The 26,222-nt window shown below is 64.2% G+C and carries 25 protein-coding genes and 2 pseudogenes; 12 read left to right on the top strand and 15 right to left on the bottom strand.

What is annotated here, in order from left to right; genetic code table 11:
• Entirely contained in the window at positions 1 to 1,599 is a 1,599-nt protein-coding gene (locus AC1DZT_RS12180) for an amidohydrolase (RefSeq protein WP_478006904.1), read from the bottom strand.
• 28 nt (positions 1,600 to 1,627) lie between these two features.
• Between AC1DZT_RS12180 and AC1DZT_RS12175 the strand changes: the two genes are divergently transcribed.
• Complete coding sequence (locus tag AC1DZT_RS12175) at positions 1,628 to 2,188, top strand: DUF1349 domain-containing protein (RefSeq protein WP_478006903.1); 561 nt, start codon at positions 1,628 to 1,630, stop codon at positions 2,186 to 2,188.
• A 1-nt stretch (position 2,189) separates the two neighbouring features.
• Here the strand turns inward: AC1DZT_RS12175 and AC1DZT_RS12170 are convergent, their stop codons facing one another.
• The 10 genes from AC1DZT_RS12170 to AC1DZT_RS12125 are packed head-to-tail and all read right to left on the bottom strand — an operon-like array spanning position 2,190 to position 13,653.
• Complete coding sequence (locus tag AC1DZT_RS12170) at positions 2,190 to 3,032, bottom strand: dimethylsulfonioproprionate lyase family protein (RefSeq protein ID WP_478006902.1); 843 nt, start codon at positions 3,030 to 3,032, stop codon at positions 2,190 to 2,192.
• Positions 3,029 to 3,868 carry an ABC transporter permease subunit gene (locus AC1DZT_RS12165; RefSeq protein ID WP_478006901.1) on the bottom strand — a complete coding sequence of 280 codons (840 nt, stop codon included), beginning with the start codon at positions 3,866 to 3,868 and terminating at the stop codon, positions 3,029 to 3,031. The genes AC1DZT_RS12170 and AC1DZT_RS12165 overlap by 4 nt, the downstream gene beginning before the upstream one ends.
• Positions 3,865 to 4,776: an ABC transporter permease gene (locus AC1DZT_RS12160; RefSeq protein ID WP_478006900.1), complete on the bottom strand. Its 912-nt coding sequence runs from the start codon at positions 4,774 to 4,776 to the stop codon at positions 3,865 to 3,867. The genes AC1DZT_RS12165 and AC1DZT_RS12160 overlap by 4 nt, the downstream gene beginning before the upstream one ends.
• Before the next feature lie 3 nt (positions 4,777 to 4,779).
• On the bottom strand, positions 4,780 to 5,871 hold the full coding sequence (locus tag AC1DZT_RS12155; protein WP_478006899.1) for an ABC transporter ATP-binding protein: 1,092 nt from the start codon (positions 5,869 to 5,871) through the stop codon (positions 4,780 to 4,782).
• A gap of 1 nt (position 5,872) precedes the next feature.
• Positions 5,873 to 6,985 (bottom strand): polyamine ABC transporter substrate-binding protein, encoded by a 1,113-nt coding sequence (locus tag AC1DZT_RS12150; protein ID WP_478006898.1) that lies wholly within the window; start codon positions 6,983 to 6,985, stop codon positions 5,873 to 5,875.
• Positions 6,986 to 7,025: 40 nt separating this feature from the next.
• Positions 7,026 to 8,249, bottom strand: coding sequence for an aromatic ring-hydroxylating oxygenase subunit alpha (locus tag AC1DZT_RS12145; protein ID WP_478006897.1), 1,224 nt, complete (start codon positions 8,247 to 8,249; stop codon positions 7,026 to 7,028).
• Positions 8,246 to 9,364: an aromatic ring-hydroxylating oxygenase subunit alpha gene (locus AC1DZT_RS12140; protein ID WP_478006896.1), complete on the bottom strand. Its 1,119-nt coding sequence runs from the start codon at positions 9,362 to 9,364 to the stop codon at positions 8,246 to 8,248. Before AC1DZT_RS12140 ends, AC1DZT_RS12145 begins: the two co-directional genes overlap by 4 nt.
• Positions 9,364 to 10,545 carry an aminomethyl transferase family protein gene (locus tag AC1DZT_RS12135; RefSeq protein ID WP_478006895.1) on the bottom strand — a complete coding sequence of 394 codons (1,182 nt, stop codon included), beginning with the start codon at positions 10,543 to 10,545 and terminating at the stop codon, positions 9,364 to 9,366. Before AC1DZT_RS12135 ends, AC1DZT_RS12140 begins: the two co-directional genes overlap by 1 nt.
• Positions 10,542 to 12,026, bottom strand: a complete 1,485-nt coding sequence (locus AC1DZT_RS12130; protein ID WP_478006894.1) for a phytoene desaturase family protein — start codon at positions 12,024 to 12,026, stop codon at positions 10,542 to 10,544. Before AC1DZT_RS12130 ends, AC1DZT_RS12135 begins: the two co-directional genes overlap by 4 nt.
• A complete protein-coding gene (locus AC1DZT_RS12125; RefSeq protein ID WP_478006893.1) occupies positions 12,013 to 13,653 on the bottom strand; it encodes a phytoene desaturase family protein in 1,641 nt (546 codons plus the stop codon). Before AC1DZT_RS12125 ends, AC1DZT_RS12130 begins: the two co-directional genes overlap by 14 nt.
• 138 nt (positions 13,654 to 13,791) lie before the next feature.
• Here AC1DZT_RS12125 and AC1DZT_RS12120 point away from each other — a divergent pair, with 138 nt between their 5' ends.
• Positions 13,792 to 14,481 carry a TetR/AcrR family transcriptional regulator gene (locus AC1DZT_RS12120; RefSeq protein ID WP_478006892.1) on the top strand — a complete coding sequence of 230 codons (690 nt, stop codon included), beginning with the start codon at positions 13,792 to 13,794 and terminating at the stop codon, positions 14,479 to 14,481.
• A gap of 141 nt (positions 14,482 to 14,622) precedes the next feature.
• On the opposite strand, the pseudogene AC1DZT_RS12115 reads toward AC1DZT_RS12120, so the two are convergent.
• A pseudogene (locus tag AC1DZT_RS12115) lies at positions 14,623 to 14,772 on the bottom strand (GTP-binding protein); the annotation flags it as partial.
• Positions 14,773 to 14,956: 184 nt separating this feature from the next.
• Here AC1DZT_RS12115 and AC1DZT_RS12110 point away from each other — a divergent pair.
• From AC1DZT_RS12110 to AC1DZT_RS12100, 3 genes are read left to right on the top strand one after another with little or no spacing between them, the layout of a single operon-like run.
• Positions 14,957 to 15,604 carry a DUF1007 family protein gene (locus tag AC1DZT_RS12110; RefSeq protein ID WP_478006891.1) on the top strand — a complete coding sequence of 216 codons (648 nt, stop codon included), beginning with the start codon at positions 14,957 to 14,959 and terminating at the stop codon, positions 15,602 to 15,604.
• Between the two features lie 3 nt (positions 15,605 to 15,607).
• Positions 15,608 to 16,258, top strand: coding sequence for a DUF1007 family protein (locus tag AC1DZT_RS12105; protein ID WP_478006890.1), 651 nt, complete (start codon positions 15,608 to 15,610; stop codon positions 16,256 to 16,258).
• Positions 16,231 to 17,148: a nickel/cobalt transporter gene (locus tag AC1DZT_RS12100; RefSeq protein WP_478006889.1), complete on the top strand. Its 918-nt coding sequence runs from the start codon at positions 16,231 to 16,233 to the stop codon at positions 17,146 to 17,148. Before AC1DZT_RS12105 ends, AC1DZT_RS12100 begins: the two co-directional genes overlap by 28 nt.
• A gap of 66 nt (positions 17,149 to 17,214) precedes the next feature.
• On the opposite strand, the gene AC1DZT_RS12095 is transcribed toward AC1DZT_RS12100, so the two are convergent.
• Positions 17,215 to 18,234 (bottom strand): hypothetical protein, encoded by a 1,020-nt coding sequence (locus tag AC1DZT_RS12095; protein ID WP_478006888.1) that lies wholly within the window; start codon positions 18,232 to 18,234, stop codon positions 17,215 to 17,217.
• A gap of 245 nt (positions 18,235 to 18,479) precedes the next feature.
• Positions 18,480 to 18,590, bottom strand: a pseudogene (locus AC1DZT_RS12090) (energy-coupling factor ABC transporter permease); the annotation flags it as partial.
• 129 nt (positions 18,591 to 18,719) lie between these two features.
• Between AC1DZT_RS12090 and AC1DZT_RS12085 the strand changes: the two are divergent.
• Together AC1DZT_RS12085 and AC1DZT_RS12080 are read left to right on the top strand one after the other, a co-directional pair.
• Positions 18,720 to 19,004: a hypothetical protein gene (locus AC1DZT_RS12085; protein WP_478006887.1), complete on the top strand. Its 285-nt coding sequence runs from the start codon at positions 18,720 to 18,722 to the stop codon at positions 19,002 to 19,004.
• Positions 19,005 to 19,417: 413 nt separating this feature from the next.
• On the top strand, positions 19,418 to 19,864 hold the full coding sequence (locus tag AC1DZT_RS12080) for a phage integrase central domain-containing protein (RefSeq protein WP_478006886.1): 447 nt from the start codon (positions 19,418 to 19,420) through the stop codon (positions 19,862 to 19,864).
• 333 nt (positions 19,865 to 20,197) lie between these two features.
• On the opposite strand, the gene AC1DZT_RS12075 is transcribed toward AC1DZT_RS12080, so the two are convergent.
• Positions 20,198 to 21,142: a LysR family transcriptional regulator gene (locus AC1DZT_RS12075; protein WP_478006885.1), complete on the bottom strand. Its 945-nt coding sequence runs from the start codon at positions 21,140 to 21,142 to the stop codon at positions 20,198 to 20,200.
• Between the two features lie 91 nt (positions 21,143 to 21,233).
• Here AC1DZT_RS12075 and AC1DZT_RS12070 point away from each other — a divergent pair, with 91 nt between their 5' ends.
• From AC1DZT_RS12070 to AC1DZT_RS12050, 5 genes are read left to right on the top strand one after another with little or no spacing between them, the layout of a single operon-like run.
• Complete coding sequence (locus AC1DZT_RS12070; RefSeq protein WP_478006884.1) at positions 21,234 to 22,415, top strand: CaiB/BaiF CoA transferase family protein; 1,182 nt, start codon at positions 21,234 to 21,236, stop codon at positions 22,413 to 22,415.
• On the top strand, positions 22,412 to 23,356 hold the full coding sequence (locus AC1DZT_RS12065) for a beta/alpha barrel domain-containing protein (RefSeq protein WP_478006883.1): 945 nt from the start codon (positions 22,412 to 22,414) through the stop codon (positions 23,354 to 23,356). The genes AC1DZT_RS12070 and AC1DZT_RS12065 overlap by 4 nt, the downstream gene beginning before the upstream one ends.
• 38 nt (positions 23,357 to 23,394) lie before the next feature.
• Positions 23,395 to 24,384, top strand: coding sequence for a TRAP transporter substrate-binding protein DctP (gene dctP, locus AC1DZT_RS12060; protein WP_478006882.1), 990 nt, complete (start codon positions 23,395 to 23,397; stop codon positions 24,382 to 24,384).
• Positions 24,385 to 24,389: 5 nt separating this feature from the next.
• Positions 24,390 to 24,947 carry a TRAP transporter small permease gene (locus AC1DZT_RS12055; protein ID WP_478006881.1) on the top strand — a complete coding sequence of 186 codons (558 nt, stop codon included), beginning with the start codon at positions 24,390 to 24,392 and terminating at the stop codon, positions 24,945 to 24,947.
• Entirely contained in the window at positions 24,944 to 26,221 is a 1,278-nt protein-coding gene (locus tag AC1DZT_RS12050; protein ID WP_478006880.1) for a TRAP transporter large permease, read from the top strand. Before AC1DZT_RS12055 ends, AC1DZT_RS12050 begins: the two co-directional genes overlap by 4 nt.
• The last annotated feature ends 1 nt before the right edge of the window (position 26,222 follow it).

Below are 26,222 nucleotides of genomic sequence, written 5' to 3'. Positions count from 1 at the left end.
TCAGGCTTGGTGGACGGTCTGGCCTTGAAACAGGGTCTGCAGAACCTCTGTCTCGGCGATTTCGTAGGGGTCGCAGGTAAAGATATCACGGTCGAGGAGGATGAGGTCGGCCGAAAAACCGGGCGACAGCCGCCCGGTGAAATGTCCACGCCAGGCGGCTGCGGCGGCATGGGTGGTGTAGCCGAGGACGGCCTCGGTCCGGGTCAGGCGCTGTTCGGGCAGGAAGGGTGCTGCGCGCCCCCGGCTGCGTGGCGGTTCGCGCGTCACGGCGGTGCCGATGATCGCAAAGGGGTTGAGCGTCGTCACCGCCCAGTCGGAGTTGATGCAATAGGGCGCGCCGGCGTCGATCAGGCTGCGGAAAGCATAGGTCATCGGCGCCCGCGCCGGGCCGATCATCGCCATCGTGTCATCGGGTATGATCGGGTCATTGCTGGCCCAATAGGGCTGCATATTGGCCATCACGCCAAGTTCGGCGAAACGCGGCAGGTCGGCGGGGTCCAGAAGCTGCACATGGGCGATCTGGTGCAGCGAAGGCCAGGCTCCATTGGCGGCGCGCGCTGCCGAAAAGCCATCCAGAGCCGCCCGGCTCGCCGCATCGCCGATGCAATGGACATGAATCTGGAAGCGCTCGGCATCGAGCGCGGTGAAAAGCGCGCGGATCTGGTCAGGGTCGAACATCAGCCCGGCATTGCCGCCCGGGGCATCGGCGTAGGGCTGCAACAGGGCGGCGGTGCGGTTTTCCAGCCCGCCATCCAGAAAGAACTTGGCGGCGTTGAGGTGGAAATCGGGCCCCGGATGCGCTTGGCGGAGTGCTTTCAACCGGGCCAGCACACTGGCGACCGTATCGGCGCTGGTGACTTGCATGGCCCCGGCCACGCGCAGGGTCAGATCGCCTGCCGCCCGGGCTGCGGCATAGATCCGGGCGTGATGCGACTGGATCCAGGGGTCGATGATCCCGGTGATGCCATGCCGGTTGGCCAGCGCCTGCCCGGCCAGAAGCCCCGCGCGCAGGGTTTCTTCCGAACTGCGTGGCAGGCGTTTGGTCGCCCAGTTGATCGCCTCTTCATGCAGCATGCCGGTGGCAACGCCATCGCGGCGCACGATATGGCCATTGGGCGGGTCCGGGGTTTCCGCCGTGACCCCAGCCCGCGCCAGCGCGACCGAGTTCAGGCAGGCGTTGTGGAAATTGCCGTCGTAGATCAGACAGGGCCGGTCGGGCACCACGGCATCCAGCACCTGCCGCGTCAGGTTGGCCTCTCCGAAGAAGCCGCATTGCCAGCCGGCGCCCCAGACCATCTCGCCCTGCCAGCGCGCCGCATGGGCGGCCAGCGCGGCCTGAAGCTCGGCAATCGTCGTCGCATCATAAAGCGGGGCGGTCTCCACCAGATCGGTGCCGCCATTCAACAGATGGATATGGGCATCCTGAAAGCCGGGCAGGATCAGGCGGCCGCCCATATCCTCTGGCACGGCACCGCTGGCCTTTGCGGCAGCACCGAGGGCCGCGACCTTGCCATCGCGCAGAAGGATCGCATCGGTTCGCGGCATTGCGGCGTCCATGGTGCGGATATCGGCATTGATCAGCAGGCGCTCAGCGGTCATTCTGGCCTCGCAAGAAGAAGGTGTCGCGATGGATCGACTGGAATGGCTGAACCCGCCCGCGTTTTCCAGCCTCGGCGAGGGAGTGCTCAACCTTGTCACCGGCGAGGGCGGCGATTTCTGGCGCGACACCTTCTATGGCTTTCGCCATGACAACGGGCACGCCAAGCTTGCGGCGACCGAGCCTGCGTTTTCCTGCGAGGTCACCTTCACCGCCGACTATCAGGCGCAATATGATCAGGCCGGCCTGATGCTGCGCGCCGACGAGGCGCACTGGATCAAGGCGGGGGTCGAGTTCGTCAATGGTACCGCATGGTTGGCCTGTGTCGTCACCACGGGTAAATCCGATTGGTCGCAGATGCCTTTGCCGGGGTTTTCCGGCAGTTTGAGCCTCAGGATCACGCGGGTCGGCGATGCCGTCTGGATGCAGTACCGGCTTGCAGAGGCCTGGCAGATGTTCCGTCTGGCCTATTTCCCGCCCGAGCTTGCGGTCAGTGCCGGGCCGATGGCCTGTTCGCCCAGCAGGGCTGGTCTGGCGGTCAGCTTCCGCGACTTCTACCTCGGGCCGCCACGGGCCGAGAAACCCTATTGACCTAGCCAAGACGCAAAGCCTCCAGTTCGGGCCAATCCGCTGCGGGCAGAACCTCGGCCGGTTTGTCGACATCACTGGTCCAGCCGAAAAAGCCGAGGAAGGGCAGGGGCCCCACCTTGGTCAGATGCGGGCGGAGCGGGTCGTTCCAGACCGGTGCATGGGCGGGTTTGAGGATCAGCGGACGCCCCGGGCCAAAGCGCCAGCCATGCGGGCCGGTCAGGGGGGCGTAAAGCTCTGCCGCAGGATGGCAGTGATCGCGGTACAAAAGATGCGGCGCGATGAGGAACAGGCCAAAGTCAAAGCCCTCGGCCCGGATGTTGGCCGCTTCACCGATCAGCGAGGCATAGGCGTGGCCCGCGGCAAAGTCCGGGCTGATCTCGGCCTCGGGATAGGCGTCATAGGGGGTCCAGGTCAGATGCGGTGCCGCCTCGGCAATGGCAAGGGCGAGCGCCGGATGCGTCTTGGCCAAGGGGGCCAGGGCAGCGCCAAGATGCGTCGCCACCACGGCGTTCGGCCTTGGGCTCAGCGTCACGGCACCGCCGCGCCACCGGTTCAGGCCGCGCCGCACCTCGGCCACGCCGGGGCCGGGCAGGGTGGAGATGTAGCGATCCGCCTCTTCGATCAGGCGGTGGACCAGAACCTCTGCCGTGGCGGGGGCGGTCAGAGGGGCAAGCCCGGCCTCCTTCAGCAGCGCGTCGGGGTTCTGGCCATCCCGGGCGGAGGATATGCGGTAGATCTCCAGCGCCTCCGCCCCGATCTTGCCGGACTGGTACAGCGCCATCGCCGCGGCATACCGCGCCCGACCGGAGCCTTTGGGGCCAAGGGGAAGGGTCAGATCGCTCATTCGTTGGCCCTGTAGGCCAGCCGCCGGTCCCTTTCGCGGCGCCGCTCGGCGCGGTTCATCACGGCCCCTGCCGTGATCACGCAGACCCCCACCACCAGCACGATCAGCGAGGCGAGGGCGTTGATGTCCGGCGTCACCCCCAGCTTGACCTTGGACCAGATCATGATCGGCAGCGTCGTCGTCCCCGGCCCGGTGGTGAAATTGGTGATCACCACATCGTCCATCGAGATGGTGAAGGCCAGAAGCCAGCCCGACAGGATCGCGGGCGAGATCACCGGCAGCGTCACGTCCCGCATCACCTGCCAGGGACGTGACCCCAGATCCATCGCCGCCTCTTCGATCGCGCGGTCGGCCGACAGCATCCGGCTTTGCACGATGGTGGTGACATAGACCATCGAGAAGGTGATATGCGCCAGCGTCACCGTGGTGAAGCCACGCTGCGCCGGCCAACCGATGTACTGCGCCATCAGGATGAAGAAGATCAGCAGCGAGATCCCGGTGATCACATCGGGCATGATCAGGGGCGAGGTGACGAGGCCGGAAAACAGCGTCCGCCCGCGGAACCTTTTGAACCGCGCCAGCGCGATCCCGGCCATGGTCCCCATGATCGTGGCACAGGTGGAGGAGATCAGCGCGATTTCCAGCGACAGTTTCAGCGCCGCCCCGACCTGGCCATTGGCGAACAGCGCCGCATACCACTTGGTCGAAAACCCGCCCCAGACCGTCGCCAGACGCGAGGCGTTGAAGGAATAGACGATCATCGACAGGATCGGGATGTAGAAAAACGCAAAACCAAAGCAAAGCGCGGTGATCAGGAAAGTGTTGCTGCGCCTCATTCGGTTTTCTCGCGGCTTTGGGCGCGGGCCTCGAAATGGCTGTAGATCATCATCGGCCCAACCATCAGGATCAACAGCGCCACCGCCACCGCCGAAGCCATCGGCCAATCGCGGGCCGAGGCGAATTCGTCTGAGATCACCCGCCCGATCATCGGCGAAGAGCTGTCCCCCACCAGCGTCGGGATCACCAGTTCACCCGCCGCGGGGATGAACACCAGCATGCCGCCGGCGATGATGCCGGGCACCGATTGTGGCAGGGTGACATCGCGGAAGACGGCGAAGGGGCGCGAGCCAAGGTCCATCGCCGCCTCGTCCAGCGTCGGGTCCAGCCGTTCAAGGTTGGCGTAAAGCGGCAGGATCATGAAGGGCAGGTAGGTATAGACCATCACCAGAACGACGGCGAAATTGCTGTGCATCAGGGGCACGGAATTGACCGCCCAGCTTTGCGGCACCAGCCAGTTCCAGCCCTCGGTCAAGAGCCGGTTGAACCAGGAATTCGACCCCATCAGCCCCATCCAGGCATAGACCCGGAGCAGGAAAGAGGTCCAGAACGGCAGGATCACCAGCATCAACAGGATGTTGCGCCAGCCCTTCTCGACCCGCGTCAGCCCCAGCGCCATCGGATAGCCGATCAGCAGGCACAGGACCATCGCCACCACCGCATTGCCCAGCGAGGTCACAAAGGCGCGCACATAAAGCGCATCGGTGAAAAGCCGGGCATAGCCGGTCAGGTTCAGGATCGGGTTCTCACCGCCAAAGCCGAAGGGCGGGGCGGTGGGGGTGCGGGTGGCAAAGCTCATCCCGATCACGATCAGGAAGGGGATCAGGAAGAAGATCAAAAGCCAGGCATAGGGCAGCGAAATCACGATGTCCGACCAGCCGCGACGGTTGAACCAGCGGGAAAGCATCGCCTACTCCGTCAACAGGATGGCGGAAGAGGGCGCGAAGCTCAGCCAGACCTCGTCGTACCAGTCGGCGAGACGCTCGTCCTCGGCCCCGCGATTGGCGTTGACGGCATGGACCGAGATCAGCGCACCCGAGGGCAGGGTGATGCGGTAGAGGCTGTCCTTGCCGAAATAGGCCAGGTCCTTGACCTCGCCCGCGATCACATTGGCGCCTTGCAGGGGTTGGCGGCTGATGCTGATCTTTTCCGGCCGGAGCGCAAGCGAGACCGTCTGACCGACCTGCAGCCCCGGCACCGCGCGGGCCTGGACCTGCTGGCCCAGGGTCGGCACATCGACCGTGATCAGATCGCCAACCGAGACCACCTTTGCCTCCCAAGCATTGATCGAGCCAAGGAAATTCGCCACGAAACGCGAGTTCGGGAATTCGTAAACCGACCCCGGTGCGCCGACCTGCTTGACCTCGCCCTTGTCCATCACGGCGATGCGGTCCGAGAGGGTCATAGCCTCTTCCTGATCATGGGTGACCACGATGAAGGTGACGCCGGTGCGTTCCTGGATCGACATCAGCTCGAACTGGGTATGTTCGCGCAGTTTCTTGTCGAGCGCTGCGAGGGGTTCATCCAGCAACAGCAGCTTCGGCTGCCGGGCCAGCGCGCGGGCCAGGGCCACGCGCTGCCTTTGCCCGCCGGAAATCTGGTGCGGCTTGCGGGTGGCGAACGGGGTCAGCTGCACCAGATCCAGCATCGCGCGGACCCGGTCCTGCCGTTCCCGGGCGCTCATCGCCTCGTGCTTCAGCCCATAGCCCACGTTTTTCTCCACCGACATATGCGGAAACAGGGCGTAGCTCTGGAACATCATATGCACCGGGCGGTCCCAGGGCGGGACCGCGGCCATATCCACCCCGTCGATGAAGATACGGCCCGCCGTCGGGGCCTCGAACCCCGCAAGCATCCGCAACAGCGTGGTTTTCCCGCAGCCGGAACCGCCGAGCAACGAAAAGATCTCACCCTTGGCAACCTCAAGGCTGACATCCTTCACCGCCTGGAACGTGCCGAAAGACTTCGACACGCCCTCGATGCGGACGAGGGTCTCGCTCACCTCAGCCTGCCTTGATCTCTGCCCAGGCGCGGGTCAGGTCGCGGTCCTGCTCTTCGGTTTGCGGCTTGGGCGTGTACATCCGCTTCAGGGTTTCGGCATCGGGATAGATCGCGGGGTCCGCGGAAATCTTGGGGTCAACCAGCGCGGTGGCGGCCTTGTTGGCATTGGCATAGCCGGTGTAGTCGGTGCATTTCGCAATGACCTCGGGCCGCAGCATGTAGTCGAGGAAGGTATAGGCGTTGTCGACGCTCTTGGCGTCCACCGGGATGCACCAGAGGTCGATCCAGGCCGGAACCCCGGTTTTCGGCACGAAATATTCCAGGTCGATCTTCACCCCGGCCTCGGCGGCGCGCGACTTGGCCACGCCGTAATCGCCCGACCAGGTGTTGGCCACGCACAGCTCCTTGTTGGGCAGCGCAGTCAGGTAGTTGGAATTGTCGAAGGTGGTGATGTATTTGCGGATCGGCTTGAAGGCCTCGACCATCTTCTTGTAATCGTCCGGACCCGCGGTGGAAGGGTCGATGCCCAGCGAGGAGAGGACCATGAAGCCGATATCCGTCGGGCTGTCGAGGATCGAGATGCCGCAATCGGCCAGCTTGGCCGCGTTCTCGGGCTTGAAGATCACATCCATCGAGGACAGATCGACCCCCGGCAGCCGTTCCTTCACCATGTCCATGTTGTAGGTGAATCCGACCGATCCCCACATATAGGGGACGCCATAGGCATTGCCGGGGTCGAAACCTTCCAGGATCTTCAGGATGGCGGGGTCGAGGTTGGACCAGTTCTTCAGGCGGCCGTGGTCCATCTTCTGATAGATCCCGGCCTTGATCTCTTGCGGCAGGGCCAGGCCGGACTGGATCACCAGATCGTAGCCGGTGGAACCCGCCAGCATCTTGGCCTGCATCTCCTCGGCGCTGGCATAAAGGTCGTAGACCACGTTGATGCCGGTCTCGGTCTGAAAATCCTCGATCGTGGTTTCGCCGATGTAATCGGACCAGTTGTAGACATTGAGCGTGCCGCCGGCGGCAAAGGAGGGGCGGACCCAGGGGCTGGCAAGGCTGACGCCCAGACCTGCCCCGGCACCCGTCAAGAGATTGCGACGCGAAATTTTCATTCTGGTCTCCCCGTTGATGGCCTTTGGCCTGTTTGTTTGATCAAATCTGCGCCAATGTTGCGGATGTGCCAAGCATTTCCGCATTGATCACAGCGATTTCATCTTCTTTCGGCGCGGCTGGCAGCCGCATCACCGGCATGAGGCGGCGCAAGGCGTCGTGATGGCGGCGCACGCCATATTCCAGATCGGACAGATGGAAACCCTCGAAAGCAGAGGATTTCATCGACTCGTTCGACCAGATCGACAGCTGCTGATCCTCGGCCGAGGTTTCGCGGTCGATCCGGTAGGCGAGGTACCGCGCGAGCCTTTGTTCACGCGTCTCGTTCGGGCGGCGGTAAAGCCGCCCCGTCACCCGCGTCTCGGTGGGCGAGATCGGGATTTCCTGATAGAACTGGATCGCCTCCGGCGTGAAGGCAAAGACGGCATTCGGCCAGAGCCCATAGTAGCTCCACGCCTTTTGCAGATGCGGCGGCAGGTGCGGGGCCTCGGGCGAAATCCTGACGTAGTTCTTGACCGACCAGAGCCGCCCAGGCGCATCGCCGTAATAGCCGAGCGAGACGGCAAGCCCGTCTTCCAGCGTGTGATCGCGGTAGGTGCGGCCATAGAGATCCTGCAAGCCGGGATGCGCCATGGCGACATGGTACCCCTCGTTGTCCACATCGCGCACCGATTTCCAGTTGACCGGCAGGGTGGTGCCCCAATCGGGCAGGTTCACCGGCAGGATGTTCTCCAGATCATAGGCCGCGAAATCGGCGGCATAGGGCTTCAGCATCTCCTTGACCGCAGGCTGCGGCCCGGGGTGAAAGCGGAGGAACAGGAAGCCGTGGAAAATCTCCAGCTCCACCGGTTTCAGGCCGAACTGGCTGCGGTCCATCGCGCCAAAGCTGGTGGGCACGGCGGCGCCGCGCAGGGTGCCGTCGGTGTTATAGACCCAGCCGTGAAAGGGGCAGACCATCGCCCCCTTGCAATGGCCCTCTGTCCCATCGACCACCCGCGCGCCGCGATGGCGGCAGAGGTTGTGAAAGGCGCGCACCACGCCGTCCTGACCGCGCATGACAAGGCCGCGTTCGCCCAGCATGTCGAAGCTCAACCAGTCGCCGGGGGCGGGAAGGTCCGAGACATGGCCCGCAACCTGCCAGTGCGTCAGGAACAGCTCCTGTCGCTCCAGGGCGAACATCGCGTCGGAATGATAGGTCCAGGCGGGCAGGCCACCCCGGTCCCAGTCATTGGGAACCGGCACGATATCGAAGGGCAGGTCGCTCATGAGGCCTCCATCTCTTGTCTGATCCAGCGGTGAAACCGGTGGATGTCATATTCCTGCGGCATCAGCCGCCCCGCCGTGAAGGCGGGCGAGGCGAGGCCGCGCTGGTTCATCTCTGTCGCATCACCGTCCTGATCCAGCACCAGCTGGGCAAAGGCTGCGATCTTGGCGGGTTCAAACTCGGGCTGGGCGAGGGTTTCGGGGCTGAAATACCATTCCGCCACCAGCCGGGTCCGGGTCGCGCTGACCGGCTCCAGCCGCACGGCGCGGACATGGTCGACATGCGCCACGATATAGGCCGTGGGCCAAAGCGTGACGAAATTCGCCCCCGCGAGCCGCTGACTTTCGCTGAGGTCGGGGAAGACCGGGCCACAGGGCGCACCGCTTGGCGTCCAGCTTTGCGCGCCCGCTTTCAGCCGCGTGCCGGAAAAGGTCGGGTTCGCGACCTCTTCCCGCGCCATGATGCCTTGGGCATAGACCGGCACCCTGTCGCAAAGCTCGGGGTGAATGCCGGGGCAGTGCAGGCATTCGTTGTAATTCTCCCAGAAGACTTTCCAGTTGCAATCGAGCAGGCGCTCGCTGCGGTGGCCGGTGACAAGGCCTGCCATCGGCCAGGCCTCCAGCGCGCCCAGCCCCAGATCGGGCTGAAGCGGCCCGGTGCCCGAAAGGTTCAGGAAAAGGAACCCGTTCCACTCCTGGTGGCGCACCGGCAGCAGGCCGTGGTTTTCCCTTTGGAAATCCTGCGTTGGCGTCGCAGGGCCGACCGAGACCAGCCGCCCGTCCGCCGCCGCATAGGCCCAGGCGTGATAGGGACAGGTTACAAGCTTGCCCATCTCGCGCTCGCCCCTGCACAATTCGGCCCCGCGGTGGCGGCAGGTGTTGTGGAAGGCGGAGATCTGGCCCGCCGCGTCACGGCAGACCAGCACCGGCGCGCCTGCAACGGTCACGGCCCGCATCCGCCCGAACGGCAGATCGGCAAGCCGCCCGACCATCACCCAATTCCTGCCCCAGAGCGTTGCCTGTTCCTGCGCAAACCAGTCTGCAGCGACATAGGCCGCACGCGGCAGCCCCTCGGGGCAGTGGTTCAACAAGGGCGAGACGGGGCGCGGATCGGACATCAGAACCTCCCAGGCGGTGTCGCGCGGCGGCGGGGCGGGTTGTAGAAGGGCCGCTCGACCACGGTGACGGGCAGCATCAGCTTGGCATATTTCAGTTCGCGTTCGGCGTAGATTTCAACCCAGACATCGGCGCCCTTGGCGTGGCGCGCCTCGACCTCGGCCAGGGCGATCGAGCGTTTGGTGATCGGCGACCAGGCGGCAGAGGTGATCTGGCCGATCTCGCGCTTCTTGCCGTGGTAGAGGATGGACCCTTCGGCGGCGACATTGCCCGGAATGTCCAGACCCACCCGCGCCCATTTCGAGCCCGCCTCTGCCTCGGCCCGCAGCGCCCGGCGGCCGGTGAAGGGGCCCTTGTCGAAATCCACCATCCAGCCCAGGCCGAGTTCAAAGGGCGACCGGGTGCGATCTTCGCGCAAGGCGTGGTGGGCGGGGATGAAATCCACCGTGGCGATCAGAAACCCTGCCTCGATCCGGGCAAGGTTCAGCGCATCGCTGCCCGCCGGACGCAAGCCATAGGCCGCACCCACCTCCATCAGCCGGTCCCACAGCTTCAGGGCCAGATCCGGCGTCACCCAAAGCTCATAGCCCAGATCGCCGGTAAATCCGGTGCGGGAGATCATCACCTTGCCAGCCGCAAAGGCCAGATCGGTCAGCCGAAAGGGTTTGAGGCCGCTGACATCAAACCCCGCCGCCGCCAGAATGGTCGCGGAAATCGGCCCCTGCAGCGACAGGCCAGCAAGATCCGCCGTCTGATCGCCGACCGTGACGTCAAAGCCCTGGCCTGAGTCCAGAAGCCAGGGCAGGTGGCGTTCCTGACAGCACAGCATGAACTCCTGCGGCCCAAGGCGGAACAGCGTGCCATCATCCAGCACCTTGCCCGCATCATCGCACCAGGCGGTGTAGTGGACGGCGCCGACGGACAGTTTGCTGACATCGCGCAGGGTCAGGCGTTGCAGATAATCCACCGCCTCGGCGCCAATGATGCGATATTTCGTCATCGGGCAAAGGTCATAGAGCATCGCGGTGTTGCGGATGGCGGCATATTCCATCTCCGCATCGCCGTAGCACAGGGCCGTCCGATAGCCCGCCCAGGCCCCGAACCGCTTGAGAAGGTTGAGGTCTTCGCTGCGCGGTGCAAAGGCGGTCGGCAACAGCGGGGTGAGGTCGAAGCGCAGGGTCACGGTGCGGCCTCCATCGCAAGGGCGGCGTTCCAGCCCGCGGCGCCGGTGATGCCGCCGCCGGGATGGGTGCCGGCCCCGGCGAGCCAAAGCCCCTCCACCGGGGTGCGGTACTGCGCCAGATCATGCAGCGGGCGCAGGAACAGCATCTGTTCGACGGCAAGCTCGGCATGATGCCAGTTGCCGCCCGGATTGCCGTAAAGGGCCGCCACATCCTGCGGCATCAAAAGTTCGGCATGAAGGATCTGGCCGCGCAGGCCGGGCAGATGCGCCTCCAGCACGGTCAGGGTGTTTTCCAGCATCTCGGCCCGGGCAGCGTCAAGCCCTGCCACCGGGTCATGCGGGGCGAACTGGACATTGGCGGTCAGGATATGCTGGCCGTCGGGGCGCGGGTCATGGGCGGTGGGGAACAACAGGTCCATCACCGGGGCCTTGGGCACCTCGCCATATTTCACCGGGTTGAAGGCCTGCTCCACCGCATGGACCGAAGGCGCGATGATCATCCGGTTGGAAGGATTGTCCATCTGCGGCAAGGATTTGAGCGCGAGGGTCAGCCGCGCCGTGCCGCCCCGGCTGTGGATATGCCCGGCCCGGGTGTAAAGCCCCGCGTCCAGCGCCCTTGGCCCCACCAGACCGCGCAGGGTCAGGCCGGGATGCAGGGTGGAGACGATGGTGCCAGCTTTCAACTCCTCCTCCGAGGCGAGGCGCAGGCCGGTGACACGCGCCCCTTCCGTCAGGATGCGGGTCACTTTGGCGGCAGAGCGGATCTTCACGCCCGCCGCCTCGGCGGATCTGGTCATGGCGGACGCAACCGCCGCCATGCCGCCTTTGGGCAGCAGCGGGTCTGGCCCGATGGCAAGGTGATCAAGAAGCAGGATCAAGGTATTGGGTGAACGCGGTCCGGCCCAGACGCCCAAGGTCGCCTCGAAGGCGAGCCAGGCCTGCAGGCGGGGATCGGTCAGCTCATCCTCGGCCACATCGGCGGCGTTGATCAGGATCATCCGCAGAAACGCGCGGAACTCGGCCCGGCCAAGGGCGCGGATGACAAGGCCAAGCCGGGCGAGGGTCAGCCAGTTGTTACCCTTGCCCAGCCGCGGTGCTTGCAGCTGGCGGAAGGGGGCGAGGACGCGGGCGAAATGGGTGAGCCGGTCGTAAAGCTTAGCGAAGTCAGGATGCTGCCCGCTGGTCTTGCCGCGCTGCAGGGTGATCGGATCGGGGCCGAGCAGCGTGGTGGACAGGGCAGGGTGAAAGCGCAGGCCATGGCGGGCGAGGTCCATGCCCTGCGCCACGCGGGCGTCGATGCCGCGGGTCATATGGGCCAGGCTGGTCTGGAAGCCGGGCGCAAAGTCCCGCGGGGCAGCACCGCCGCCCGGCATTGGCAAAGCCTCCAGCACCGTGACAGACGCGCCTTTTTGGGCCAGCCTCGTGGCACAGGCGAGGCCGTTCGGACCCGCGCCGATGACGATGACCTCAGAGGACGGCATAGGCATCGCTCATCCCCCCTTTCAGCTTGGCATCCAGAAGGATTTCCGCCGCCGCATTGCGCCCCGGGGCACCCATGACACCGCCGCCGGGATGGGTGGAGGAACCGCACATCCAAAGCCCCGGGATCGGGCTTTTGTACTGGGCATAGCCGGGAACCGGACGATTGAAGAGCAGCTGGTCAAAGGTCAGCTCGCCCTGAAAGATATTGCCCTCGGTCAGGCCAACTTCGGATTCCAGCTCGCGCGGGGTGCGCACCTCGACATGCAGGACTTTGGATTTGAAACCGGGGGAATAGGCCTCGATCTGGTTCAGACAGGTGTCGCGCAGGGCGTCGCGGTCGGCATCGGTCCAGTCGCGGCCGGCGATCTTCGGCGGGGCGTATTGGACGAAACAGGACATGAAATGCTTGCCCAGGGGCACCATGGTCGGGTCGATCATGGTCGGGATCATCACATCCTGAAACGGATCGCGCGAAAACTGGCCGGATTTCCAGTCGTCATAGCCGCGCTCCATCCTTGCGATGCTGTCGGTGAAGTGCAGATCGCCCTTCAGGTTCGGCGCGCCTTCTGGCAGGGCGGGAAACATCGGGGCGGCATCCAGCGCGATGTTCAGCTTGGCCGAAGAGCCGCGGGTCTTGAATTTCTTCACCGAGGCCACGAAGGCGTCCGGCAGGTCGGTCTCTTTCACCGTCTTCAGAAAGGTCCGCTTGGCATCCATGTTGGAGATGACGCGGGCGGCCCGGATTTCCTCGCCGCCTTCCAGAACGACGCCGATGGCCTTGCCATTCTTGACGAGGATTTCGCTGACCGGCGCCTCGGTCCGCACCTCGCCCCCGGAAGCGCGCAAGGAGGCGGTCAGCGCCTTGGTGATCGACCCCATCCCGCCGCGCGCAAAGCCCCAGGCGCCGATGTTGCCGTCCACATCGCCCATGTAGTGATGCAACAGGACATAGGCCGAACCGGGGCTCATCGGGCCAAGTGCCGTGCCGATGATGGCGGAGACGGCGAGATAGCCCTTGATCACCGGGCTTTCGAAATACTCGTCGAGAAAGTCAGAGATCGACATGGTCCAGAAGCGCACCATCTCGGCCCGCTGCCGCTCGGACAGGGCGCCGATCTGACGGCCGAGCCACAGCAGTTCCATCATGTCACGCGGCCTGAAAGACGAGGGGTCGGGCGGGGTGCGCAGCAGCATCGGCCGGATGAAGCGGCAATAGCGCTGGATGTCGCGGGAATAGAGGTCATAGGCCTCGGCATCCCGCGCCGAATGGCGGGCGAATTCGCGGCGGTTGGCGTCGTGATCGCGGAACATGCCAAGATAGCCGCCGTTCTGGGTGAAAACCGCGCCGCCCTCATAGGGCAGGATCTGCAGGCCGTGACGCGGCAGGTCCAGATCGCGCATGATTTCAGGGCGAAACAGGCTGCTGACATAGGAACAGTTGGAATAGGTGAAGCCCGGGTAAAGCTCGCGGCTGACGGCAGCGCCACCGATCCAGTCGTTCTTTTCGACCACCAGCACCTTCATTCCCGCCTTGGCGAGGTAGCAGGCGGTGACAAGGCCATTGTGCCCGGCCCCGATGATCAGGGCGTCGAGACCTTGGGATTGGTTCGGGCTTTGGCTCGGCATGGCGGTCTCCTCATCTCAAATCGTCGCAGGATTCTGACTGGGTTGTCAATCAGAATGATTTCTGGCAGTCTGATGCCCGAAATTCCGCTGTCTGAACGCCGCCGGATTGAGTAGCCTTGCGCATTGAGCGGAGCACACATGACCGACATCCCGATGTTTGAAGCCAATGACCCCGCGGCCCCGACCGGGGCTGCGAAACCGGAAGCCCCGCCGCGCAAGATGAGCCGTGAGACGCGGCGCGGGCAGCTGATCGAATCGACGATCGAGACCTTGGCGACGCGCGGCTATGCCCGCACCACCCTGACCGAGGTGGCGCGGACGGCGGGGCTGAGCCATGGGCTGGTGAATTTTCACTTCGAGACCAAGGAAAAGCTCCTCTCGGAAACCCTGGCCTATCTGGCCGAGGAATACCGGCTGAACTGGCTGTCCTATCTGGACAAGGCCGGCCCCGACCCCGCCGCACAGCTCGCCGCCCTGCTTGTGGCCGATTTCAACCCTGCGATCTGCACGCCGGCCCGCCTGTCGGCCTGGTGCAGCTTTTGGGGCGAGGCGCAGAGCCGACCGCTTTATCAAGTGCAATGCGGTTCGAACGACGATGCCTATAACGACCGGATGGAGGCGATCTGTGCCCGGCTCCTCGCGGAGGGCGGCTATCCCGGCACGCCGGCCCGCGTGGCGCGCGTGTTGCGCGTGGCGGTGGAGGGGGTCTGGCTGGACATGATGACGATGAGTGCGCCCTATCCGGTGGAAGAGGCGCAAGCGACGGTACACACCTGCGCTGCCGCCTTTTTCCCACGCCATTTCACCGACAAGGGGCTGATTGGCTGAGCCGACGCTGCGACCCTGTCGTCAAAGGCGCGGCTTTCACGACCTAGCCTGCTCACCCCAGCGCGGGAAGGGGTCGGGCAGAATGGTCCAAGCCTGCGGGGTGAAGTCCGCCGCCGTCACCAGCGCCATATCCGAGAGGCTTTTGCCCTTTTCATAGCGGAAATCGGCCCCCTCGCGGATCAGATCGGCGTCGATGTTCACCCCGGACATGTCACTGGCGATGACCGCGACACGGCGGCCGTCGCGGTTGTTAAACCCATGGTTCAGCAGCGTGGTCTTTCCGGCGCCCAGAAAGCCGGAGAGGACGGTGAGGCAGGCGGGGGGCTTGTGGGTGGGAGGTCATAGCCTTCCACGTTATGTTATATTATCACTGTTGGCGTAAATCGAATCGCGCAGGTCTGAAATGTCGTTCTTTCTCCTCCGGCGGGTTGGGCGGGGGCAACCGGTCCGCTGCCGCTCCGATGCGCGGATGTCGGTGAAAGCCTTGCTCATTGCCGCCTGCCTGGCGCCCACGATGGCGGCGGCGCATCCGCATGTGTTTCTCGACACGATGCTGGTCCTGAGCTTCGATGCGCAGCAGAGGCTGGCGTCGATCCGTGTGGCCTGGCTTTACGACGAATATTTCTCGATGTCGGTCTTTGCCGACATGGGGGTTGATACCGATCTGGACGGCAAGCTGACCGAGGACGAGTTGGCCAAGCTGCAGGGGTTCAACCTGAACTGGCCGCCGGGGTTTGTGGGCGATCTTTATGTCGAAAGCGACGGCGTGGATCAGCCCCTTGCAGGTCCGACCGATACCTCGGTCCGGGTCGAGGACGGGCGCATCCTTTCCTTCATGTCGCGAGACCTGGTGACACCCGTGCAGATAGGCACGAAGGGGCTGACGATCCGCAACTACGATCCCTATTATTACGACGAATTCACCATCACCGCCCCGCCGATACTCAAAAACGCCCCGCCCGGATGTGCGGCCCGTATCGTGGAGCCCGACCTTTCTGCAGCCGATCAGGCGCTGAAGACCGCGTTGCTGAAGATCCCGCCCGGGCAGAGCATCGAGGGCGATTATCCGCAGGTGGGCAAGCTTTACGCGCAGGCTGTGCAACTCACCTGCGCGGGGGGATGACCGATGCGCCTGGCCCTCGCCCTCATCTGGTTTTTGCCTGCGATGGCAAGCGCCCATCCCCATATGTTCATCCAGACCGCCGTTGCGGTCCTGTTCAACGATGCCGGCCTTGCGACGGGCATCCGCGTCACCTGGACCTATGACAGTTTCACCAGCCTTCAGGTCCTGACCGACCACGGCATCTCGGAAGACGCCAACGGGCAGATCTCGGCGGCGGATCTGGCGACGCTGAACGGCTTCGACATGACGTGGCAGCCGGGCTATCAGGGGGACAGCTATGCGCGGCTGGATCAGCAGGCGCTGACCCTGTCGGGGCCGCAGGACTGGACGCTGTCCTATTCCGATGGCGTGATCTCCACGACGCACCGGCGCGATTTTGCCCAAGCGTTGGACCTGCGCGACCATGTCCTTGGCGTGGCGACCTATGACCCGAGCTATTATGTGCTTTACGATCTTTCGCCGAGCATCGCGCTGGTGAACCCGCCGCCCGCGGGGCGATGCCGGGCGATCTACAAGCCCGCCGATACGGCCAAGGCAAAACTGGACCTGGAGGCGAAGCTGCGCGCCCTGCAGGGCGATCCGGAACTGGCATTTCCCGCAGTGGGCAAGCAATTCGCAGCAGAGGCATGGATCTTATGCGCGTCAGGATCGTAAGTCTGGGCTTGGGGATCGCGGCGCTTGTGCTGGCGGTCTGGCTTCTGGGAGGGGTGGCGCTGCTGGAAGCCTGGGCGATCGAGGCGCAGCGCCAGATGCAATCCGCGCTGGCCGATGCGATCCGCCACATCAAGCGGCAAGACCCCGGTGCCATGGCGGGGCTGATGGGCCTGTGCTTCACCTATGGCGTGCTGCATGCGGTGGGGCCGGGCCATGGCAAGGTGCTGATCGGGGGCTATGCGCTTGGCCACCGCGTGCCTTGGCTCAAGCTTTCGGTGCTGGCGCTCTTGGCGAGCCTGGCGCAGGCGGCGACGGCGGTGGTGCTCGTCTTCGTGCTGGTGGGGATATTGGGCTGGAAGCGCGACCCGTCGCAGGCCATCGGCAACCAGATCCTTTCGCCCGTGGGGGCGGTGGTGATCGGCGCGCTGGGGCTGTGGCTGGTCTGGCGCGGGGGGAGGCGGGCGCTGGGGCCCTTGGCCGGGGCTCATCACGGGCATGACCATCATCACCACGATCACGAACATGACCACGACCATCACCACCACGCCCATGCCCCCAGCCTGCAGGATATGGAGCAGCTGCATGGCCTGCGCGACGCGGTGTTTCTGATCCTCGGGATCGCGCTGCGTCCCTGCACCGGGGCGCTTCTGCTCTTGATCCTGACCTGGCAACTGGGGATCGCCGCGGCAGGCATCGCGGGGGCCTTCACCATGGGCCTTGGGACGGCCGTCATCACCGTGACCGTGGCCTTCCTCGCCATCTGGGCGCGCGAGGGGGCGCTGGCGAGCCTGCCCGGACAAGTCGCCGCCCGGACCCTGCCGTGGATCGAGATGCTGGCCGGGGTTCTCGTCGTGCTGATCGCCTTCGGCCTTTACGCCGCCCCGCCGTGACCTCAAATCGCCACGGTCTGGATGGCCGCCACAGTCAAGGGCAGGGCGCGGGAGGGGTCATTCCCGTCATTGCCCGCCACAAATCGGAAGCGGACGCGCCGGGCCGGGAGGGTGGTCCTTGGCATAGCGGGCGATGACCGGGCCGAGGCTTTCATCCGGCCAATAGCGCGGGGTGCCGATGGATTTGAGGCAGGGGGCGTTCCAATAGGTGCCCGCCTGCGCCTGGCCTTTCGCGACCGCCTTGGCGACGGCGGCGATGTCGGCGGCCTCGGGATAGATGTAGAGCGTGGTCGGATTGGACCGGACCATCGCGAAGATCTCATCGGCATCCGAGGGCGCCCAGCTGGTGCAGCCATTGCTGCGCCCGCCCGCGTAATCGACCAGATCCCCCAGCGGGACATAGCCCTGATCATCGGCATAGGGGCTTTCGGGGTCCTTCATCAGGCAGGCATTGCGCACCAGGGCGGCGGGATGGCCGCCGATGGCGCGTTGCCTGGCGTTGCCCGTCTCTCCCACACCCTCGAACTGCACGAAAGACCGCAAGAGCGGCGCCATCGCCTTGCCCGCCGTCCGATAATAGCCCTTGAACGAGGTCACCGTCTCGCCCGTCACATAGCTGCCCCCCGTCGTCAGGCTGGACCCCAGCGCATTGCCGAAATTCTGCGCGCATTGCCGGTCGTTCGAGAAATCCACGACCCCCTTCAGGTTCCGCCCGCCGCCATGGCCAGAGGAGATCGCGCGGAAGGTCCGGCTGTCCTCGCAGATCATGTAGAAACGCCGCCCCGGCGTGCCGTCGTCCAGAACATTGGGCCGCGTCGCATCCATGGCGAAGTAGCACGGGTTGCTGACCCGCCCCTGCGCCATGTCCTGCGCATGAAAGGCGCGGGCCCGTTGCAGCACCACGGGGGCGATCTGGCCCTCCTTCGTTCCCAGATGCGGGCGAAGCCAGGCCGGGATATCCGAAGACGCCCCCTCGGCAAAGGCTGCAGAGGCCAGTACCCAGGCGACGGCCGGAAGGATTGCCCAGAGCCAGCATATCCTGCGCGCCCGGCTGTTCAGGTCGTGGAAATGTCTCAGGTGTTTCATGATCACGGACAGGGTGGCGGTTGAATTTGGACCCTCTCGCCGCAGTTTGCCGCGATTGAGGGCGTGGTCAATGGCCAAGGGGGTAGGGCGCCCGGCAGGACATGCCCGCGCAGGGGTCTTGGGCGGGCTTCTGCCAGAACGATAGCGGTCACGTGATCCCTTGGGCAACGGCATGAAGCGTCGAACGGGCTTGCGACTGAATCATGAGCCCGCACTCTGGTGCCATCCAAAGTCGCGCCAAAGTTCAGACCCTTGGCCACGGCAAGGACAGCCAGATCGATAGGTGGCTCCACCAGCACCACGGTCATGTAGGCAAGGCCGAAGGAAGCCACCTTGGCAAGGTTCTCCGCCCTGATAGGCCAGGGACAATTTGGCGATATGCGAACGGTGCATGCAAACCGCCATCTAATCCGTTGAAGTTACTCGTTTGTCGCAGGTGAAGATAGAATGCGCAAAGGATCACCGAGGCCCTCAGCCACAACGCCATGATGCTGGGCGTGGTCCATCGTCAGCGCTATTCCTGCCGCCAACTGCTTGCCCTTCTCGAGGCGCCAAGCAGCCGTGTGGACAGCGTGATCGAAAAGACGCTCGACGTCTTGCGGAGCGAAGATGACATCTATCTGCGACTCGTCCCTGAGGCTGAGCGGCGCTTCCCGGAATTCGAGCAGAAGCTTGAAAACGAATTCCTCGAAAAACTTGAAGCCGCAAACCGCGCCAAGCATGCCGAAAAGGTCCGAGCACCCGGCAAGGAAGACGAAAGGGCCCTGTGATGAGCCAACCCATCCTGAGAAGGATCCGGGCCAGACTGGCCAAAACGCTAGGCCAGTCTGGCCCATGGCCCGGGCCACGCTGGCCGGCAATTTGCCAAGCTATTGATTTTGCTTTATATATCCATCCTCCAGTTGCGGATGCTCGAAATCGGCGTTTTGCGAGTCTTTTCAATGCTTTGCGCCCTGCCAGCAGCCCGCTGCGTCAGGTGTGTGGGACTTCGGAGCCAAACGGCGACAAACAGGGAAAACGGGACTTCATCCAAGGGTTTGAACGAGCGACATAATTTGTAAGGGTGCCAGCCAAAGCGGCGCCTGAGCGACGACATCGAGCCGCAACCCCACGCATCCTGGGGATTGCCCCGGGCACTGCATGGGAAACCTGCAAAGCGAGATGTCGCTCAGGCGTCACGCTGATGCCCGTCGAGGCGCGCTCCGTGGCCTTCGGGGACCTGGCGCGGGCCTGCACCACGGCCCGGCGGCTGATCTGCAAGCCTTCGACCTTGGCCTCCTTCGAGACGAGCCTGAACACTCAGCTCCTCCCGGCCTTTGGGGACAAGCGCGTCGATCAGATCAGCCGGGCCACGGTCGCCCGCTGGTTCCATGACTATTCCAAGACGAGCCCCGGCGGCGCCAACATGGCGTTGGCGGCCTTCACCACAGTGCTGATCTGGGCCAAGGCCAATGGCAGGCTGCCCAAGACCCAGCCCAACCCGGCTGCGCCAATCCGCAAGAATCGACGCCCTCCGCGCGGTCGCATGCTGTCCAGTGCCCAGGTGCTTGAACTCCGTCGCCTCCTCATGGCGAAGCAGGGGGAAAGCCAAGCCATCGATGTGACCCATCTCCTTCTTCTGACCGGCTGACGCTTCGGCGAGATCGCGGGCCTGACCTGGGACGAAGTCCTGCCGGATCGGCTCCGCCTTAAGGATGGCAAGACCGGCCCGCGCGATGTCTTCTTGTCCAGGCCTGCCCGCGACATACTCCAACGGCTCAAAGAGGGGGCAGGGCAGACCCCCCATGTCTTCCCTTCACGGGTTTCCGCCACGGGCCACATCGGCCCCTTTCCGGGAACGTGGGCTCAACTCCGCAAACGTGCGCGGCAGGGCAGTTCATCCCATTGGGTCAAGCCCTCGTCACTGGCCGCCGTCACTGGCCCCAGTCATTGGCCCGGCCCTGTGCGGGTCGGCGTCTTCAACCTATGGCGCGCGGTCTTCCGCGCCGGCCGGGCGGCAGGGCCAGGCGCCGCTGCTGACCTGCCCCTGCAACACTTCGAGCACGATGTCACGAACAGCGCTGATCGCGCGGCTGGATGGCGCATCCTTGCGCTCGCAAAGATAGAGCGTGCGCGAAATCTGCGGGTCGACCAGCCGCCGGCCCATCAACCCGCGACCGGCCAGCAGTCGGCGTGAATAGAGCGTCGTTGCGATCATGCAGCCGTGCCCCGCAACGGCAAATTGCACCGCCGTGTCGACATTGTCTGTATACATGCGGGCATGCGCCTCCAGCAGACGCTGATTTTCCGGATTGTCGGTGATCGCCCGGCCATGCGCGCCCTTGCGCTGCAGGATATAGCGCATCGCAAGAAAGTCGTGCAGCGGCAGGTCCGTCTCCGACTCGCCCAGAATTTCAGGCCTGCCGATCGCAACGGAATCCTCTTCAAGCAGCGCGGTCAACCGCAGCTTGGCGTCCTGGCTCGGGTTGTAGGCCACGGCAAGGTCGATGCCGCCGCCGGCGATCTGATCAAAGGTCGCGCCCGAGACACTCGACACGATATCGAGTGCTATGCGGGGATGGCGGTTGATCACGGCCTGCAGCAGGCCCGGGCCGATCGCGTGTTGCGCCGAATAGGCGAGGCTGAGAACAACCTTGCCGGATATTTCCGTGCGGGCGTCACGAAGGTCGTGCTCGGCAAGGTTCACCGCGCGCAGGATGTCGCGGGCGTGACTGTAGAGGCGGCGTCCCAATTCGGTCGGCTCTACCCCGCGTGAACGGCGCTCGAACAGCGGATTGCCGGCGCGGGCCTCGAGATTTCCCAGATGATGCGCCAGAACCGATGGCGCCGAGCGCAGCACTTCCGCCGCGCCGACAATGCTGCCGGCATCGAAGATCGCCACGAAGACCTGTAACTGGCGGAAATCCATATGATATCCAATTTATAGAGATCAAGGTGACAAACAATATAATATATTGATAGATCGAACAAGCCTATGCAGGGGTCCGAGGAGGACCACCATGCAAGATCAATTTGCGCCGCTCGCCGGCATCCGCGTCGTCGAAATGAGTCATATGATCATGGGACCGTCTTGCGGGATGTTCCTGAGTTACCTTGGGGCAGAGGTGATCAAGGTCGAGCCGCCACAGGGTGACAAGACCCGCCGTCTGACCGGAATGGGCAAGCCGATGTTCCCGCTGTTCAACCGGGGAAAGAAGTCGATAACGCTGGACGTGACGGTGGAGGAGGGGCGCGCCGCTCTGCGCAAATTGCTCGCCACGGCCGATGTCTTTCTCGAGAACTTTCGGGATTCGGCGCTGGACAAGGCCGGCATCAGCTCCGAGGTGCTGCGCCGCGATTTTCCACGGCTGATCATCACCCATTGCAAGGGCTTTCTGTCGGGGCCCTATGAGAACCGCACCGCGCTGGATGAGGTGGTTCAGATGATGACAGGTCTGGCCTACATGACGGGCCCGACCGGTCAGCCGCTGCGGGTGGGTGCCTCGGCCAATGACATCATGGGCGGCCTTTTCGGGGCCTATTCGGTGCTTGCGGCGCTGATGGAGCGGGACCGCAGCGGCACCGGCCACGAGCTGCGCGTCGGGCTGTTCGAAAACTGTCTGTTGCTGGTCGCACAGCACATGGTCCAGTTTGAACTGGAAGGCAAGAACCCGCCGCCGATGCCGGAACGGGAATTCTCCTGGCCCGTCTATGATATTTTCCTCGATGCGGAGGGCCGGCAGTTCTTTGTGGGCGCGGTGACCGAGGGGCAATGGGCCACGATCTGCCGGCTGCTGGGGCTGGAGGAGCTGCTGGAGGATGCGCGGCTTCAGACCCGCATGGACCAGATCGAGGCGCGCAGCTGGACGATTCCGCTTATCGCCCGGAAAATCGCACAATGGCGTATCGAAGATCTTGCGGTAAAGCTGGAAGCGGCGGGGCTGCCCTTCTCTCCCATCGCCAAACCTTCCGACATGTATAACGATCCGCATGTCATGCGGCCCGGCGGTCTGGCCGCGTCGCGCTATGGCGACCGGAGCTTCCGTGCCCCGAGTCTGCCCTTTGAGGTGGACGGCGAGATGCTGCCGGGCGGCGGGGATGTGCCGGAGGCGGGGCGTGACTCCGCTGCGGTGCTGGCCGCGCTGGGGCTTTCGCCGGAACAGATCCTCCGCGCGGGCGGCGCAGGAAAGGGCGCCACATGACGGGGGTGGAGCGTCTTTATCCGAGGGGCCAGGTGGTCCTGCGCGAAGTGGGCCTGCGCGACGGGCTACAGCAGGTGAAGAGCTGGCCCGCGACGGCGCAGAAGCGCGAATGGCTGGCGTGCGAGCATCGCGCCGGAGTGCGGCATTTCGAGGTCGGTTCCTTTCTGCCCGCCAGCCGCTTTCCGCAATTCGCCGACCTGGGCGAAGTCATCGCGGCGGTTGCCGGGCTGGGCGGCGCCTTTTCCGCCGCGCTGACCCTGAACGAGCGTGGCGTGGTCGATGCCCTTGCGACGCCGGTTGACGAGATCATGTTCGTCGTATCGGCAACCGAGGCGCACAGCCAGGCCAACACGCGGCGCAGCCGGGACGAAGCCCTGGCGATGGCGCGCCGGATCGACGCGCAGCGCCGCGAAGGGCGCGATGATCCGCCGGTTCTGGCCGTGGGCATTTCGATGGCCTTCGGCTGCACCCTTGCCGGAGAGGTCGATCCAAAGGAGGTGCTGCGCATGGTCGAGGGCGCGGCGGAAGCCGGTGCCGATGTGATCGCGCTGGCCGATACGGTCGGCTGGGCCGGCCCGGCACAGGTTACGCATCTGGTGCGCGAAGCCCGCAGGGTCGTCGGGGACCTGCCGTTGTCGGTGCATTTTCACGACACTCGTGGTCTTGCCCTGGCTAATGCTGCAGCGGCGCTGAACGAGGGGGTCACGATCCTTGACGCCTCGCTCGCGGGGCTGGGCGGTTGCCCCTTTGCCCCCGGCGCCACCGGCAACGCGGTTTTCGAGGATCTGGCGTTTTTGTGCCGGACCATGGGGTTCAACACGGGTGTCGATGTTGCCGCGCTGGGAGAAGCACGTGCCGTGCTTGCGGCGGCGATGCCCGATGAAGCGCGCCACGGCATGATCGCGCGCGCCGGATTGCCGAAGGTGCTGGCAGCCCGCTGATACGAAATTACAGAAGTCAACAGATGGAGGAGACTGAAATGACCATTCTGAAAAGCCTTATCGGGTCGGCGGTGATCGCGCTCATGGGTACGTCATGCATGGCGGAGACCTATATCATGCGCCTCAGCCACCAATTCCCGCCATCGCATCCCTCGGCAATCCGCCTCGAGCAATTTGCCAAGGATGTCGCCGCAGACACCAACGGCCAGGTGGAGGTCCAGCTGTTCGGCGGCGGCCAGCTCTACGATCCCAAACAGCATCTGGCCGCCGTCGCCTCGGGCGAGATTGAAAGTGCGGTGATCCTGAACCTTCAATGGGGCGGCACCTTGCCCGAGATGTCGGTGGCACTGATCCCCTATCTGATCTCGTCGCCGAAAGATCAGAAGGCCTTCATCGCCTCGGACGCGGCCAAGTTCCTTGACGAGAAGATGCTGCAGAAGGGCATCAAGAACATCGGCTGGATGGTCGACACCAATGACGTGATCTTTACCTCGAACGGTCATCCGCTTGAAAAACCAGATGATTTCAAGGGAGTGAAGATCCGCGGCCTGACGCCGATCTTCGATGCCGGGCTGACGGCGATGGGCGCGACCACGGTGGTCATGCCGGGGTCGGAGACCTACCAGAGCTTGCAGACCGGGGTGATCGACGCGGGCGTGACTGGCGTCGCCGCCGCCTATACGCGCAAATTCTACGAAGTGCAGAAATACGGTCGCGCCACGCCGATGTTCGTGGCCTTTGACAACATCGTGGTGAACCCGGCCTGGTTCAACGGACTGCCGGCGGATGTGCAGCAGGGAATTGAAAAGGCCGCCGCCGCCGCCGTTGCGGATTCCATCACCCCCACCGACACGATCGACCCGCAGAAGATCAAGGACCTGACCGGGGTCGGCATGGATACCCGTGTGCTGACGCCGGAGGAAATGGCCGCGTTCAAGACGGCCATGCAGCCGGCGGTGGAAAAGGCCTTTCTGAAGGAGACCGGCGAGGAGGGCAGCAAGCTGCTCGACCTGATCGGCAAGATGTGATCGCGATGATGCAGGAGCTGACTGGTTCGCCCGCCGGGCGTTCACGTGGATTGCGCGCTTTCGAGCGCGTAGTCCGGACCATCGCGGATCTGTGCCTCGCGGGGGCGATCCTGATGATCCTCATGGATTTCTGTTTGGTCGGAATCGGGGTCGTGATGCGCTATGTCTTTGCCCACTCGCTCGACTGGACGGATGAACTTGTGTCGCTGTCGCTCTCGGCCATGGCGATGCTGGCGGCCCCCCGTGTCTTGCTGAACAATGGCCACGTCGAGGTGGACATCCTGACGGGCAAACTGAAGGGCAAGGCGCAACTCGCAGCACGGATCTGGTCCGGCGTTGCCGTGCTTGCCGTGGCGGCCTTGCTGATCGTCAACGGCTGGAACACGGCGATGCTGTCGAGGATGATTGGCCAGGTCACGGACGGCGCACTGGAACTGCCGCTCTGGCTGTTGCAACTGCTGCTGCCCTTCGGCGGGGCAATTCTGGCCCTTTGCGCCATCGCCCAGACATGGGCCGCCATTGAAGACTGGGCCGTGACTGAAAATGGGGGCAATTCAAAATGATTGTCGTCTTCCTTCTGATCGCGCTCATGCTGGTACTTACCACCGGCGTTCCGATCTTCGCCGGTCTCACGATCTTCGGCTCTGCGCTGCTCTACTACTTTCAGGGCAGCGTCGGGGCGATCTCGGGGGTGATCTTCAACGAGGTGAACCGCTATCTTCTCGTCTCGATCCCGCTTTTCGCCTTCATGGCCCATATCATGATCAAGGGAAAGATCGTCGACGACATCTATGACACAGCCTATACCTTTACCCGGCATCTGCCCGGTGGCCTTGCCATAGCGACGATCATTGCCTGTACCATTTTCGCCGCGATTTCCGGTTCGAGCGTCGCAACCGCCCTGACCATCGGCGCGGTGGCCATCCCGCAGATGATCCGCTTCGGCTATGATGAAAAGCTGGCTTATGGTGTCGTGGCCGCTGGCGGTACGCTGGGCATCCTGATTCCGCCGTCGGGTCCCATGATCCTCTATGGTGTCTCGACCGATACGTCGATCGGCAAGCTTTTCCTCGCCGGCATGATTCCGGGGCTCTTCATGGCCCTGATCTTCATGTTGTGGGCGGCGCTGCACGCCTCCCTGTCGGGCAACATGCGGCGTGAAAAAATGGCGAGCCTCGCCGAGATGGCCCAGGCCGCCCGCAAGTCGCTCTGGGCCGGGGTGCTGCCGGTCTTCGTGCTTGGCGGGATGTATCTTGGCGTCTTCACGGCCACCGAAGCGGCCGCAGCCGGAGCTTGGCTCGCGTTGGTCATCACGGTGTTCGTCTACCGGACGGTGGGCTGGCGCGATATCTGGGACTCCGCCGCCGAAGCCGCGCGGATGTCGGGCCTCTTGCTGATGATCCTAGCCGGGGCCACCGTCTTCTCGCATGTGCTGACCAAGTTGCGGATCCCGCAGCAGATTGTCGAGCAACTGGTTGCGGCGAACGTCGGGCCCACAGCCTTTGTGCTGCTGATGATGGCGATGATTGTGGTGTTGGGCATGTTCCTTGAAAGCATCGCCATCATCCTGGTCACCGCACCGATCGCCATGCCTGCCCTGCACCAGCTGGGGATCGACCCGGTCTGGTATGGCGTGTTGCTGGTGGTCAATCTGGAGGTCGCCCTGATCACGCCACCCGTCGGGATGAATCTGTTCACGATCAAGGCGATCACCAAGGCCCCGATGGGAACGATCATCCGCGGCGCCGGGCCCTATGTCGCCCTCATGCTGCTGGTGCTCTTGCTGTTCATCATGGTGCCGTCGATCATCACCTGGCTGCCAAACAAGGTCATGTAGC

The sequence above is a fragment of the Rhodobacter sp. P1_C2 genome, assembly GCF_056406375.1.
The sequence above is the reverse complement of the archived record's forward strand: the minus strand, read 5'-3'. Positions and strand labels throughout refer to the sequence as shown.